We start from the raw sequence: 13,673 nt of genomic DNA, 5'->3' as shown, positions 1-13,673 counted from the left end.
GTTTGTCTGTAAGGGGCTGGGTGGCTAGTCGGCCGTCTTCGCCGGCAGGCCAGCTCCCACAATTGATTTGCGGGCAGTCAGTTAGAGACAGGTCGGCTCGTAGGCCGCCATCGCCGGCAGGCCAGCTCCCACAAGATCAAGATCAAGATCAAGATCAAGAGATCGCAGCCTTCGGCAGCTCCTACACAGGTCGAGTGTCAGCTCGCCGAGAGTTCTTGATCTTGCCGTGCCGGCCCCATCGGCAGGCTGAGTGAAGGGGTTTATCCGGGGGTGGGAGCGCAGCGACCGTTTGGCGAAGCCAAACACATCGAGAGGAGGTGCAGCGAAGCAAACCGTAGGCGATACCCCCGGATGAATCCCGTAACGAAGGAACCCGAGCCACGGCGAGGGCCGAACGCCGGGGCCCAGACCTTTGCTTCCTTTGGGGCGTTTGCCAAAGGGAGTCGCCGTAAGGGCGAAACCGCCAGCCGCAGCACCCGAAGCAACGGATATTCACCCAACCCACAAGAGCATGGTCGGCCCAAAGGCCGCCAAGCCCAAAAAACCAAGCCCCAAAAAAAAGCCCCGACCATAAGGCCGGGGCTTTCCTGTTACCACTCAGTCAAACATCAATACCGCTTGATGTCCGCCTGACTCTCCAACTGCTTGCGGAACGCCGCAAAATCCTGCTGCCCCTCACGCGAAGCCAGGAAACGACGGTACTGCGCCTTCTCTTCATCAGTCGGCGCTACGGCTTCATTCACACCGTCCAGACGTACAATCATCAGACTACCGTCCTGCAAGGTCACGCTGCTGAACGTCGGCTTGCCCTTGGCCGCCGGTTTCGGCATACGGAACAACGCCTGCAGCACAGTCGGATCAACCCCTTCCTGAGCACGAGTCGCCGCCGTCACAACCTTCCAGCTCTGGCCATCAACTGCCTTGTCCAGCGGAGTCTTGCCATCACGCAGACTGGCGATCAACTGGTCAGCCTTGGTCTTGGCCGCAGCGCTGGCATGCTCTTTGGTCAACTGGGCACGGATCGAGGTGTTGACCGCTTCCAGCGGCAGTTGCTCAGGCTTCAGATGCTCCTTGGCACGCAGCACGACCACGGTTTCCGGATCCAGCTCGATGCCGGTGCTGTTGGCGTTTTCTTCCAGCACTTCCTGACTGAATGCAGCCGTCACCACCGCACGGTTGGCCGCGATGCCTTCGCCACCTTCACGGCCGAATGGCTTGGAGGTGTGCACAGTCAGTTTCAGATCTGCCGCAGGCTGGGCCAGGTCAGACGCTTCAAACGCCGAGTCTTCCAATTGCTTGGTGGCCTCGACAAAACGCTGCTCGACCTGTTGAGTCTTCAGCTCACGGGTCAGCTTGTCTTTCAGGCTGGCCAGGGTCGGTACTTCTGGCGCTTCAACACCCAGCAGCTTGATCAGGTGGTAACCGAAATCGGTACGCACCGGCTCGGACACCTGGTCCTTGTTCAACGAGTACAGGGCTTTTTCGAAGGCAGGGTCATAGACGCCAGGACCTGCAAAACCGAGATCACCGCCATTGTTGGCCGAACCCGGATCCTGCGAGAACTCCTTGGCCAGCGCTTCGAATTTCTCGCCCTTGGCCAGACGCGCCTGGACTTCTTCGATCTTCGCCTTGGCCTGAGCGTCGGTGGTCTTGTCGTTGACTTCGATCAGGATATGCGCAGCGCGGCGCTGTTCCGACAGGTTGGCGATCTCTTTCTGATACGCCGCCTGCAGGTCTTCATCCTTGACCGCAACCTGGTCAAAGAACGAGGACTTCTTCAGCTCGACGTAATCGACAACCACCTGCTCAGGGGTCATGAACTCCTTGGCGTGCTCGTCGTAGTAAGCCTTGACCTCATCGTCAGTCAGCTTGACCGCGGCCGGGTCGGCCTTGACGTTCAGCGAAGCGAAGTCGCGGGTCTGCTTTTCCAGACGGGCGAATGCCAGCACTTCGGCGTCGGTGACGAAGCCGCTACCGGCAACACCGGCACGCAACTGGCCGATCAGCATTTCCTGAGCCAGCATCTGGCGGAATTGCATGCGGGTGTAGCCCAGCTGACGGATCACCTGGTCGAAGCGCTCGGAGCTGAACTTGCCGTCCACCTGGAATTCAGGGGTCTGCAGGATCACCTGGTCCAGTGCGCCTTCGGAGAAAGCGAATTTCGATTGTTCTGCGCCTTGCAGCAGCAGCTTGCGATCGATCAGACCCTTGAGGGCCGATTCGCGGAGCATTTTTTCGTCAAGCAAGGAAGCATCGAAGTCCTTGCCCAGCTGTTGCATCAGCTGACGGCGTTGCATGTCAACGGCCTGGCTCAGCTCGTTCTGGCTGATTTCTTCGCCATTGACCTTGGCCGCATCGTTGGTATGCGTCGTGGCCTGGAAAATGGCGTCGAAACCGGTCAGAGCCATCAGTGCAACGATGACCCCGATAATGGTCTTGGCAATCCAGCCTTGTGAATTGTCCCTGATATTCTGCAGCATGCGTCCCCCAGAAACGGTTGAACTTCAAAAATTTGGCAACCGTGGAGCGTGGGTAGAATCCGGATAGAAGAAAGGCGCATCCGAGGATGCGCCTTCTCGTAACTGGCGGAGCGGACAGGGCTCGAACCCTCGATCCCGGCGTTACAGGCGGCTGTTCCAGCGACCTGCTCTACCGCTCCGCTGCCAAGTCAGGCATGACCCCGACCCGGATGGGTAAAAACCTGAAACAAACTTGCTTAGTTGACAGCTTCTTTCAGTGCTTTACCGGCTTTGAAACCTGGCTTTTTAGCAGCAGCGATTTCCAGCGTCTTGCCAGTCTGTGGGTTACGACCGATACGAGCTGGACGATCAGTCACGGAGAAAGTGCCGAAACCTACCAGAACAACGGAGTCGCCAGCCTTGAGAGCGCCAGTGACGGATTCGATTACAGCGTCCAGCGCACGGCCAGCAGCAGCTTTCGGGATATCAGCGGATGCAGCGATAGCATCAATCAGTTCCGACTTGTTCACTCTAAGTCCCCTTATATCTATTTTGAGATGATTCTAAGTTTTTTGGTGAAAGCAAAAACAGTGCTGAATGGCCTACAGACACTTAAGAGCCGCTTTATAACAAGGGCTCTAAAAAGCTGTCAAGGAAGCCCTCCAGGCAAAAACGTATTAATGCGTGCTAATTCTTTCCTTTGAATCAGACTCACGTTTTTCGTCCTTGGAAACTATCTCCGGAGCCACATCCGGCAAGGGCTCCGGCGCGTATTGCAGCGCAATTTGCAGGACCTCGTCAATCCATTTAACCGGTTTAATCTGCAGATCCTGCTTGATATTGTCAGGAATCTCCTTCAGATCGCGCACGTTTTCTTCCGGAATAATCACAATCTTGATTCCGCCGCGATGAGCCGCGAGCAGTTTTTCCTTCAGCCCCCCAATCGCCAGCACTTGGCCACGCAGCGTGATTTCGCCGGTCATGGCGACATCGGCGCGCACCGGGATCCCGGTCAAGGCCGACACCAGAGCCGTGCACATGCCCACACCAGCGCTGGGACCGTCCTTCGGGGTCGCCCCTTCCGGCATGTGAATGTGGGTATCACGCTTCTCGTGGAAGTCCAGGGGAATACCCAGACTCTTGGCACGGCTGCGTACAACCGTCAGCGCGGCAGTGATCGATTCGACCATTACATCGCCCAGCGAACCGGTCTTGATCAACTGACCTTTACCCGGCACCACAGCCGCTTCGATGGTCAGCAATTCACCGCCCACCTGCGTCCAGGCCAGGCCAGTCACCTGACCGATCTGATCCTGTTGTTCTGCCAGACCGTAGCGGAATTTGCGCACGCCGAGGAAGTGTTCCAGCAGGTCAGCTGTCACTTTCACCGAGAAACGTTTTTCCAGAGCGTGCTCTTTGACCGCCTTGCGGCAGACTTTGGCGATCTGACGTTCGAGGCCACGCACACCGGCTTCGCGGGTGTAGTAACGGATGATGTCGCGGATCGCTTCTTCATCGAATTCCAGCTCGCCTTTCTTCAGACCGTTGGCGGCGATCTGCTTTGGCGACAGGTACTTGACGGCGATGTTGATCTTTTCATCTTCGGTGTAGCCCGGCAGGCGAATGACTTCCATCCGGTCCAGCAGTGCCGGCGGGATGTTCATCGAGTTCGAGGTGCACAGGAACATTACATCCGAGAGGTCGTAATCGACTTCCAGATAGTGATCGTTGAAGTTATGGTTCTGCTCCGGATCGAGCACTTCCAGCAATGCCGACGCCGGGTCGCCACGCATGTCGCTGCCCATTTTGTCGATTTCATCGAGCAGGAACAGCGGGTTGCGTACGCCCACTTTTGTCATCTTTTGAATCAATCTTCCTGGCATCGAACCGATGTAAGTCCGACGGTGACCACGAATTTCCGCCTCGTCACGCACGCCACCGAGGGCCATACGCACGAATTTGCGGTTGGTCGCATGGGCAATCGACTCCGCCAGCGAGGTTTTACCCACGCCAGGCGGACCAACCAGGCACAACACCGGGCCGCGAATCTTTTTCACGCGCTTCTGCACGGCGAGGTATTCAAGGATACGTTCCTTGACCTCTTCGAGGCCGTAGTGATCGGCATCGAGAATGTCTTCAGCACGCGCCAGGTCGAGGCGTACCTTGCTTTGTGCCTTCCACGGCACCTGCACCAGCCAGTCGATGTAGGAGCGCACCACGGTGGCTTCAGCGGACATCGGCGACATTTGCTTGAGCTTGTTCAGCTCGGCGGTGGCTTTGGCCAAGGCATCTTTCGGCAGACCGGCAGCATCGATGCGCTTTTTCAGCTCTTCGATTTCGTTGTGACCTTCATCACCGTCGCCCAGTTCTTTCTGAATGGCCTTCATCTGCTCATTCAGGTAGTACTCGCGCTGGCTGCGCTCCATTTGCTTTTTGACGCGGCCGCGAATGCGTTTTTCAACTTGCAGCAGATCGATTTCGGCATCCAGCAAGGCGAGCACGTGCTCGACCCGGGCCGACAGATCGATGATTTCGAGGATTTCCTGCTTCTGCTCGATCTTCAGCGCCATGTGCGCGGCCATGGTGTCGACCAGACGACCCGGCTCATCGATGCTGTTGAGCGACGACAGGACCTCGGCCGGGACTTTCTTGCCCAGCTGCACATATTGTTCGAACTGCGATAGCAGGCTGCGCACGAACACTTCGGATTCGCGCTCGGCGGCGTCGACTTCATCGATCAGCGAGACCTCGGCGCGACAATGCCCGTCGACTTCGCTGAAGCGCTCTACAGCGCCACGCTGCTCGCCTTCGACCAGAACCTTGACGGTGCCGTCCGGCAGCTTCAGCAGCTGCAGCACAGTCGCAATCGTACCTACGCGATAGAGAGCTTCTTCCCCGGGATCATCGTCAGCCGGGTTTCTCTGGGCCAGCAGCAGGATCTGCTTGTCGCCCGTCATCGCTGCCTCGAGGGCTTCGATGGATTTCTCGCGCCCCACGAACAGCGGGATAACCATGTGCGGATAAACCACGACATCACGCAATGGCAGGAGAGGCAATTCGATGGTTGTCTTCATGATTTCGCCTCTACGGCGGCCATATGGCCGTAATCAGATGGAATTAAGCTTGAAGCCAAGATGGGGGCTGCCTTGAAAAAAAACAAGCGCAAAGCGGATGTAAAAAACGACATAAAAAAAAAGAGGCCCGAAGGCCCCTTCTTTGTTCCGGCAGTGTGGACGCTTACGCGTCCGGCGCTGCCTTGGCCGTCGGCTCACTGTTTTCGTAGATATACAGTGGCTTGGACTTGCCTTCAATCACGCTTTCATCGATGACGACTTTGCTCACCTCGGACTGCGAGGGAATTTCGTACATCGTGTCGAGCAGTACACCTTCGAGAATCGAACGCAGGCCACGGGCACCGGTTTTACGTTCCAGGGCACGCTTGGCGACCGATTTCAGTGCGTCGGTCCGGAACTCCAGATCCACGCCTTCCATCTCGAACAGCTTGGCATACTGTTTGGTCAGAGCATTTTTCGGCTCGGTGAGGATCTGCATCAGCGCAGCCTCGTCGAGCTCGTCCAGTGTCGCAAGAACCGGCAGACGACCGACGAATTCCGGGATCAGACCGAACTTGACCAGATCGTCAGGCTCGACTTCACGCAGCGATTCACCGACTTTCTTGCCTTCTTCCTTGCTGCGCACTTCTGCATTGAAACCGATGCCGCCCTTGGTGGAACGGTTTTGAATAACCTTTTCCAGACCGGAGAACGCACCACCGCAGATGAACAGGATGTTACGGGTGTCGACCTGCAGGAATTCCTGCTGCGGGTGCTTGCGGCCACCTTGCGGCGGAACGGAAGCGACCGTGCCTTCGATCAACTTGAGCAAGGCCTGCTGCACGCCTTCACCGGAAACATCGCGGGTGATCGACGGGTTGTCGGACTTGCGGGAAATCTTGTCGATTTCGTCGATGTAGACAATGCCCATCTGGGCCTTTTCCACGTCGTAATCGCACTTTTGCAGCAGTTTCTGAATGATGTTCTCGACATCCTCACCTACGTAGCCAGCCTCGGTGAGGGTGGTTGCGTCAGCGATGGTGAACGGAACGTTCAGCAGACGGGCCAGTGTTTCGGCCAGCAGGGTTTTACCGGAGCCTGTCGGGCCGATCAGCAGGATGTTGCTCTTGCCGAGTTCGACGTCGTCAGCCTTCTTGTCACGCTGGTTCAGACGCTTGTAGTGGTTGTACACCGCTACGGCCAGAACCTTTTTCGCACGCTCCTGACCGATTACATACTGGTCAAGGATGCCGCTGATTTCTTTAGGCGAAGGCAATTTATGCGCGCTGCTTTCGGCCTGTGCCTCCTGCACCTCCTCGCGGATGATGTCATTGCACAGGTCGACGCACTCGTCGCAGATAAAGACCGAGGGGCCGGCAATCAATTTGCGCACTTCATGCTGGCTTTTGCCACAGAAGGAGCAATAGAGCAGCTTGCCGTTGTCCTCGCCGTTGCGGGTGTCAGTCATTCGTTCGATCCAAATCCGATAGGCTTGCAACACAAGATGAAGGCTATTGCGGGCTTTTTCAAGCCCGCTGGTGGTCGGACCTGCCGACCCACCTTATTTTGAGCTGCTTATTTTACGCAGGACGCTGGTTGATGACTTCGTCGATCAGACCGTATTCCTTCGCAGCTTCTGCACTCATGAAGTTGTCGCGGTTGGTGTCGCGCTCGATTTCTTCAAGCGTACGACCGCTGTGCTTGGCCATCAGCGTGTTCAGACGTTCGCGGATGAAGAGGATTTCCTTGGCATGGATTTCGATATCCGAAGCCTGGCCCTGGAAACCGCCCAGTGGCTGGTGAATCATCACACGCGAGTTCGGCAGGCAGAAACGCTTGCCTGGAGCACCGGCCGTCAGCAGGAATGCACCCATGCTGCACGCCTGACCAATGCAGGTCGTCGATACGTTTGGCTTGATGAACTGCATGGTGTCGTAGATCGACATGCCCGCAGTCACCGAACCGCCCGGGGAGTTGATATAGAGATGGATGTCCTTGTCCGGGTTTTCCGCTTCAAGGAACAGCAGTTGCGCACAGATCAGGTTGGCCATGTAGTCCTCTACAGGACCCACCAGAAAGATTACACGCTCCTTCAGAAGGCGCGAGTAGATGTCATAGGCGCGCTCGCCACGAGCAGATTGCTCGACAACCATCGGGACCAGGCCGCCGGCGGCCTGGATATCAGAGTTCTGCTGAATATACGAATTACGGAACATGCTCTGCAGTCACTCCCAAATAGTTATGTCTTGAATACGCATAAGCCAGCTCGAAGGCTGGCTTATGTGTGTACTTCTTAACGCAAAAACAATCAGTCGGCTTTTGGAGCTTCTACCGGCTTGACCGCTTCTTCGTAAGAGACCGATTTGTCGGTCACGCTAGCTTTCTGCAGAACAGTATCCACAACTTGTTCTTCCAGCACAACCGAACGAACTTCGTTCAGTTGCTGCTCGTTCTTGTAGTACCAGGACACGACCTGCTCAGGTTCCTGGTAAGCCGAAGCCATTTCCTGGATCATTTCGCGAACGCGGGCTTCGTCAGGCTTCAGGTCGAATTGCTTGACCACTTCAGCCACGATCAGACCCAGCACTACACGGCGCTTGGCTTGCTCTTCGAACAGCTCGGCCGGCAGTTGGTCAGGCTTGATGTTGCCACCGAACTGCTGAACAGCCTGCACGCGCAGACGGTCAACTTCGTTGGACAGCAGAGCCTTTGGCACTTCGATCGGGTTGGTGGCCAGCAGACCGTCCATGACCTGATTTTTTACCTTGGACTTGATGGCCTGACGCAGTTCACGCTCCATGTTCTTGCGAACTTCGGTGCGGAAACCGTCGATGCCGCTTTCCTTGATGCCGAATTGAGCGAAGAACTCTTCGTTCAGCTCTGGCAGCTTAGGCTCGGAAACGGTGTTGACCGTCACGGTGAATTCGGCGGTTTTGCCGGCCAGGTCCAGGTTCTGATAGTCCTCTGGGAAAGTCAGGTTCAGAACGCGCTCTTCGCCCGCTTTAGCACCCACCAGGCCTTCTTCGAAGCCCGGGATCATGCGACCGGAACCCAGCACCAGCTGAGTGCCTTTGGCCGAGCCGCCAGCGAACGCTTCGCCGTCAACCTTGCCAACGAAATCGATGTTCAGCTGGTCTTCGTTCTGAGCGGCGCGATCGGCCACTTCAAAACGGGTGTTCTGCTTGCGCAGGATGTCCAGCATCTTGTCCAGATCAGCGTCAGCCACGTCAGCGCTCAGGCGCTCGACAGTGATGCCGTCGAAACCGGCAACGGTGAACTCAGGGAACACTTCGAATACGGCAACGTATTCCAGGTCCTTGCCAGCTTCCAGCGACTTTGGCTCGATCGAAGGCGAACCGGCAGGGTTCAGCTTCTGCTCAACCACAGCTTCGTAGAAGGAGGACTGGATGACATCACCAACAGCTTCCTGACGAGCGTCAGCACCGAAACGGCGCTTGATTTCGCTCATTGGCACTTTGCCTGGACGGAAGCCAGCAATCTTGGCCTTTTGGGCAGTCTGCTGCAGACGCTTGTTGACCTGGCTCTCAATGCGCTCAGCCGGCACGGTGACGCTCATGCGGCGCTCAAGAGCAGTAGTATTTTCAACAGAAACTTGCATGGATATTCCTCGTTGCACAGACGTTAGCCGGCCGTTTCCGACCCCAGAATCAAGGGCATGCATTCTAGTGGGTCAAACTCAAGAAGTCACCCTACTGAAAACGGGTAAAAAAACAGCAGGCCATTTATAGGTGTGAATGCAGCAATGCACTCCACCCCGAAGACGAATAAAGACCATCACGCCAGAGCTCTGTTCAACCGCTTCTATATATAGAAGAGACGGCGAATCATCTCCCTGACGGCCGATCCTGCGAACATGGCCGGCGGTCGACACGCAGGCTGCAGGCCCATGAACACGACGAAACGCCCTGCCCTTCGACCTGAAATCCAGCACAACAAACCACAAGCCGTAAAACAAAAAAGGCGCCAGACTGTTAAATCTGGCGCCTTTCGAAATATGGGGTGGACGATGGGGATCGAACCCACGACAACGGGAGTCACAATCCCGTGCTCTACCAACTGAGCTACGCCCACCATATTGCGTCGCAAAAAAGCCATTCAACTTCTTTGCTGAACCTCATCCGGCCTACGGCATGAATGAAGCTTTAATTGGTGCGGATGAAGAGACTCGAACTCTTACGCCTCGCGGCGCTGGAACCTAAATCCAGTGTGTCTACCAATTCCACCACATCCGCGGATGAAGCTTTTAAAGCAAAGGCGCCAGACTGTTACATCTGGCGCCTTTCGAAATATGGGGTGGACGATGGGGATCGAACCCACGACAACGGGAGTCACAATCCCGTGCTCTACCAACTGAGCTACGCCCACCATATCGCGTTACTTGTGCCAAAGCTGCCTAATGGCGCACCCGGCAGGACTCGAACCTGCGACCATCCGCTTAGAAGGCGGATGCTCTATCCAGCTGAGCTACGGGCGCCTTGTTAATCTGTACCCTTGGAGGACTACAAACTAAGTGCTTTCCAGCCTCGCAGAACCGTAATCCCGCTCGACCTTCTTAACCAGTGCTAGGCTGTGCCCGACAAGTGCGACGAATAGTATAGAGCGACCTTAAGGTCGTCAAATCTTTTTTGAAAAAAATTCATTTAATTAAAGGAGTTAGGGGAATTTGCTGACCAAGCGCCTTTGCCCTCACCGCCTGACATGCGAGAATGCGTTCTCTTTTTTTCCCCTCTCGATGGTTAATCACGCGCAATGACTGCACAACTAATCGACGGCAAATCGATCGCCGCCAGCCTGCGCCAGCAGATCGCCCAACGAGTTGCCGAGCGTCGCCAGCAAGGCCTGCGCACTCCCGGCCTCGCGGTGATCCTGGTCGGCAGCGATCCTGCCTCTCAGGTTTATGTCTCGCACAAGCGTAAAGACTGTGAAGAGGTTGGCTTCCTCTCTCAAGCCTACGACCTGCCTTCCGAAACCACTCAAGAAGCGCTGACCGATCTGATCGATCGCCTCAACGACGACCCGGCCATCGACGGCGTGCTGCTGCAACTGCCGCTGCCCGAGCACCTGGACGCCTCCAAACTGCTGGAGCGCATTCGCCCGGACAAGGACGTCGATGGCTTCCATCCTTATAACGTCGGCCGTCTGGCCCAGCGCATTCCACTGCTGCGTCCGTGCACGCCAAAAGGCATCATGACCTTGCTGGAAAGCACTGGCGCTGACCTTTATGGTCTGGATGCGGTGGTGGTTGGCGCGTCCAACATCGTTGGTCGCCCGATGGCGATGGAACTGCTGCTGGCCGGCTGCACCGTGACCGTCACCCACCGCTTCACCAAGGATCTGGCCGGCCACGTCGGCCGCGCCGATCTGGTGGTGGTCGCCGCCGGCAAGCCGGGCCTGGTCAAGGGGGAGTGGATCAAGGAAGGCGCAATCGTGATCGACGTCGGCATCAACCGTCAGGACGACGGCAAGCTGGTCGGTGACGTGGTGTACGAAACCGCCCTGCCCCGCGCCGGCTGGATCACTCCGGTTCCAGGCGGCGTTGGCCCGATGACCCGTGCCTGCCTGCTGGAAAACACCCTCTACGCGGCAGAAACCCTGCACGCCTGAGACGTTTTTCCGCAATAAAAGAACCCCGCCTTGTGCGGGGTTTTTCGTATCTGAGAAAAAACACTAACCGTTCGCCGGAAACCCCTCTTTTTACAGGCCTTTTCACGAGATTTTCAGGTCATTCAAACAACCATCGACAGATCTTCAGCCATACTTCTAGAATGCGACGCTTTGAAGAAATAACCCGTTACAAACTAACGGAATATCCAACCTTTATGAGTTCGCCCGCGTGAAAATTCGTCTTTCGATCCTGAGCCTGGTTTTTGCTTTTTCAGGCACATTCGTCACGCCAACCGTCAACGCCGCTGAAACTACCGCCGCGCCACGCGATGCTTCGCAACTGAAGATCGCCTCCGGCAGCGCCCTGCTTATGGATTTGCAGACCAATAAAGTCATCTATTCGAGCAACCCGGATGTGATCGTGCCGATCGCCTCGGTGAGCAAATTGATGACCGGACTGGTCGTGGTTGAAGCGCACCAGAACATGGACGAATGGATCGACGTCGACATCAGCCACACGCCGGAAATGAAAGGCGTGTTCTCCCGAGTCAAACTGAAGAGCGAACTGCCGCGTCGCGAGATGCTGCTGATTGCCCTGATGTCCTCGGAGAACCGTGCGGCCGCCAGCCTCGCGCATCACTATCCAGGCGGTTACGCCGCGTTCATCGCCGCGATGAACGCCAAGGCCAAAGCGCTGGGCATGACCAACACTCACTATGTCGAGCCGACCGGGCTGTCTGAACGCAACGTGTCCACCGCCCGCGACTTGAGCAAACTGCTGGTGGCCGCGAGCAAGCATCCGATCCTCAGCGAGCTGACCACCACCAAGGAAAAAACCGTAGCGTTCCGCAAACCCAATTACACCCTGGGTTTCCGCAACACCGATCACCTGGTGAACAAGGCTGACTGGGACATCAAGATCACCAAAACCGGCTTTACCAACCCGGCGGGTCATTGCCTGGTGCTGGTAACGCGGATGAGCAATCGTCCGGTCGCCCTAGTGATTCTCGATGCGTTCGGCAAGTACACGCACTTCGCCGATGCCAGCCGTATCCGCAGCTGGATGGAAACTGGCCGTAGCGCCAGCGTCCCGGCAGTTGCACAGCAATACAAGGCCGAGAAAAACCTCAAGTCGCGCCAGAGCGGCGTGGTTGAAGCCTCCAAGTAACCCGACCTACCCACCTGTGGCGAGGGAGCTTGCTCCCGCTGGGGCGCGTAGCGGACCTTCTTTTTTAACCAGAAAGGCCTGCTGCGCAGTCCAGCGGGAGCAAGCTCCCTCGCCACATTAGCCAGTGGTTAAATGTCCTTTATTCAATCATTGGGTAACGGCATTTTGTCGTCGTCCGGAATGCCGTCGCCGCCAGCGCTTGGATCTGGGGTCAGTACATTAGGCCGTGCCAACGGATCCCGCAGCGGGCTGTCCGGATCCAGCACAGGATCCACGTCGTCCTCAGGCGTGGTAGGCACGCTGTCCGGTTTTTTATCGTCGAAGCTGGAATCGGTACTCATACGCACCTCACTTCACGGTTTCAGATCGGCCAACGGATCATAGGGCTTGGCCGGCCGCTGACTGTCGTCGTCGGGTTGCACGTCTCGCGGCGCCTTGGCGGGGCCGACCGGATCAACCTGCGGATCGTCGAGATCCGGCGAATCCGGATCGAAACCCAGATCATGACCGGAAGAATGCTCGCTTGAGTGCGGGCCTTTCGGGGATGGAGAATCTGCCATGCTTGCCTCCTGACTCACCCGCGAATTCGGGTTCTATCGTTAAGAGGCATGCCGGGCGTGAGGGGTGCCCGGCAGATGACGAACGGAAGGTTAATGTGCGGCCAAGGCTTTTCTGGCTTGCGCCGCTTCACGTTCCTGGCCGGCCTGTGCCAGCTCGTCCGCGGCCTTGAGCCAGCGCTGGCGGTCGACTTCGGCAGGAATCTGCGACGGTTTCTGGATCAGTACCGCCCAGCCGCCGGATTTTTCGAAGGCTGATTCAAAGGAACTGAAACTCATCAGTTCGCGGCGATTCATCCCGGCGCGCAACAGCACCTTCTGTTTCAGCCGGTCATAACCGGAAAGGATCGCGTAACGCGGTTCAGCCCAGAACGCCGAGCCTTCACTGAAGCGCACCATCACCGGATAACCGGCCGCCACCTGGGTCAACAAGGCAGGCAGGTTCTTGTCCAGCGGATAGACCACCATGCCGTAATCACGGGCCAGGTTCTGCAGATTCTGCTGCAACTGATCCTGTGCCCCCGGCAGATGCAACGGTTTTTCCAGCAGGCCCGGCGTGATCATGATGCCCTGCTGCGACAACAGGCTGGCCAGCACTTGCGGACCACTCTGATTGGCTTCGCCGCGATAGAACGTGCCGCTGAGTTCGACCCGCTCTGGCAGACGCTTGACCTGCGGCGCCACGCTGCCCGCACACCCCGCCAACACGGCCGCGCAACCGGCTGCCAGCAGCGCCCCTCGCAATCGAGAAAATACCTGCACCATCGTCACTCTCATCAGACGCCGGTCATCGTGTTCCGGCAACGCCTGC

The 13,673-nt window shown here is 57.0% G+C and carries 11 protein-coding genes and 4 tRNA genes; 2 read left to right on the top strand and 13 right to left on the bottom strand.

What is annotated here, in order from left to right; genetic code table 11:
- Positions 1-608: 608 nt before the first annotated feature.
- From BW33_RS05180 to BW33_RS05135, 10 genes are all read right to left on the bottom strand, one after another.
- Positions 609-2,480 (bottom strand): SurA N-terminal domain-containing protein, encoded by a 1,872-nt coding sequence (locus tag BW33_RS05180; protein WP_047597476.1) that lies wholly within the window; start codon positions 2,478-2,480, stop codon positions 609-611.
- 236 nt (positions 2,481-2,716) lie between these two features.
- Entirely contained in the window at positions 2,717-2,989 is a 273-nt protein-coding gene (locus BW33_RS05175; RefSeq protein ID WP_002552737.1) for an HU family DNA-binding protein, read from the bottom strand.
- Between the two features lie 147 nt (positions 2,990-3,136).
- Positions 3,137-5,533: an endopeptidase La gene (lon, locus tag BW33_RS05170; protein WP_027614583.1), complete on the bottom strand. Its 2,397-nt coding sequence runs from the start codon at positions 5,531-5,533 to the stop codon at positions 3,137-3,139.
- A 163-nt stretch (positions 5,534-5,696) separates the two neighbouring features.
- A complete protein-coding gene (gene clpX, locus BW33_RS05165; protein WP_003223632.1) occupies positions 5,697-6,980 on the bottom strand; it encodes an ATP-dependent Clp protease ATP-binding subunit ClpX in 1,284 nt (427 codons plus the stop codon).
- Positions 6,981-7,092: 112 nt separating this feature from the next.
- Positions 7,093-7,728 carry an ATP-dependent Clp endopeptidase proteolytic subunit ClpP gene (gene clpP, locus BW33_RS05160; RefSeq protein ID WP_007951559.1) on the bottom strand — a complete coding sequence of 212 codons (636 nt, stop codon included), beginning with the start codon at positions 7,726-7,728 and terminating at the stop codon, positions 7,093-7,095.
- A gap of 92 nt (positions 7,729-7,820) precedes the next feature.
- A complete protein-coding gene (tig, locus tag BW33_RS05155; RefSeq protein WP_025108913.1) occupies positions 7,821-9,131 on the bottom strand; it encodes a trigger factor in 1,311 nt (436 codons plus the stop codon).
- Between the two features lie 397 nt (positions 9,132-9,528).
- Positions 9,529-9,604, bottom strand: a tRNA-His gene (locus BW33_RS05150).
- Positions 9,605-9,680: 76 nt separating this feature from the next.
- A tRNA-Leu gene (locus BW33_RS05145) sits at positions 9,681-9,765 on the bottom strand.
- A gap of 57 nt (positions 9,766-9,822) precedes the next feature.
- Positions 9,823-9,898 (bottom strand) — tRNA-His (locus tag BW33_RS05140).
- A gap of 32 nt (positions 9,899-9,930) precedes the next feature.
- Positions 9,931-10,007, bottom strand: a tRNA-Arg gene (locus BW33_RS05135).
- A 275-nt stretch (positions 10,008-10,282) separates the two neighbouring features.
- On the opposite strand from BW33_RS05135, the gene folD reads away from it, so the two are divergent.
- Positions 10,283-11,137 (top strand): bifunctional methylenetetrahydrofolate dehydrogenase/methenyltetrahydrofolate cyclohydrolase FolD, encoded by an 855-nt coding sequence (folD, locus tag BW33_RS05130; RefSeq protein ID WP_047597459.1) that lies wholly within the window; start codon positions 10,283-10,285, stop codon positions 11,135-11,137.
- Positions 11,138-11,366: 229 nt separating this feature from the next.
- Positions 11,367-12,305 carry a D-alanyl-D-alanine endopeptidase gene (gene pbpG, locus BW33_RS05125; protein WP_047597458.1) on the top strand — a complete coding sequence of 313 codons (939 nt, stop codon included), beginning with the start codon at positions 11,367-11,369 and terminating at the stop codon, positions 12,303-12,305.
- Positions 12,306-12,448: 143 nt separating this feature from the next.
- Here the strand turns inward: pbpG and BW33_RS05120 are convergent, their stop codons facing one another.
- The 3 genes from BW33_RS05120 to BW33_RS05110 form a co-directional block, all read right to left on the bottom strand.
- Entirely contained in the window at positions 12,449-12,646 is a 198-nt protein-coding gene (locus tag BW33_RS05120) for a hypothetical protein (protein WP_047597457.1), read from the bottom strand.
- A 12-nt stretch (positions 12,647-12,658) separates the two neighbouring features.
- On the bottom strand, positions 12,659-12,865 hold the full coding sequence (locus tag BW33_RS05115; RefSeq protein WP_047597456.1) for a DUF6021 family protein: 207 nt from the start codon (positions 12,863-12,865) through the stop codon (positions 12,659-12,661).
- Positions 12,866-12,955: 90 nt separating this feature from the next.
- Complete coding sequence (locus tag BW33_RS05110) at positions 12,956-13,627, bottom strand: lipoprotein (protein WP_047597455.1); 672 nt, start codon at positions 13,625-13,627, stop codon at positions 12,956-12,958.
- Between the last annotated feature and the right edge of the window lie 46 nt (positions 13,628-13,673).

It is taken from the genome of Pseudomonas sp. RIT288, from assembly GCF_000631985.1.
In the GTDB taxonomy this organism is placed as follows: domain Bacteria; phylum Pseudomonadota; class Gammaproteobacteria; order Pseudomonadales; family Pseudomonadaceae; genus Aquipseudomonas.
Note: the sequence above shows the minus strand (reverse complement) of the source record. Positions and strands in the feature narration are given on the sequence as shown.

What these genes read in the sequence shown, in the direction of transcription:
- BW33_RS05180 (WP_047597476.1), bottom strand. Translation starts at nt 2,480, where the DNA reads ATGCTGCAGAATATCAGGGACAATTCACAAGGCTGGATTGCCAAGACC.
- lon (WP_027614583.1), bottom strand. Translation starts at nt 5,533, where the DNA reads ATGAAGACAACCATCGAATTGCCTCTCCTGCCATTGCGTGATGTCGTG.
- clpX (WP_003223632.1), bottom strand. Translation starts at nt 6,980, where the DNA reads ATGACTGACACCCGCAACGGCGAGGACAACGGCAAGCTGCTCTATTGC.
- clpP (WP_007951559.1), bottom strand. Translation starts at nt 7,728, where the DNA reads ATGTTCCGTAATTCGTATATTCAGCAGAACTCTGATATCCAGGCCGCC.
- tig (WP_025108913.1), bottom strand. Translation starts at nt 9,131, where the DNA reads ATGCAAGTTTCTGTTGAAAATACTACTGCTCTTGAGCGCCGCATGAGC.
- folD (WP_047597459.1), top strand. Translation starts at nt 10,283, where the DNA reads ATGACTGCACAACTAATCGACGGCAAATCGATCGCCGCCAGCCTGCGC.
- BW33_RS05120 (WP_047597457.1), bottom strand. Translation starts at nt 12,646, where the DNA reads ATGAGTACCGATTCCAGCTTCGACGATAAAAAACCGGACAGCGTGCCT.
- BW33_RS05115 (WP_047597456.1), bottom strand. Translation starts at nt 12,865, where the DNA reads ATGGCAGATTCTCCATCCCCGAAAGGCCCGCACTCAAGCGAGCATTCT.
- BW33_RS05110 (WP_047597455.1), bottom strand. Translation starts at nt 13,627, where the DNA reads ATGGTGCAGGTATTTTCTCGATTGCGAGGGGCGCTGCTGGCAGCCGGT.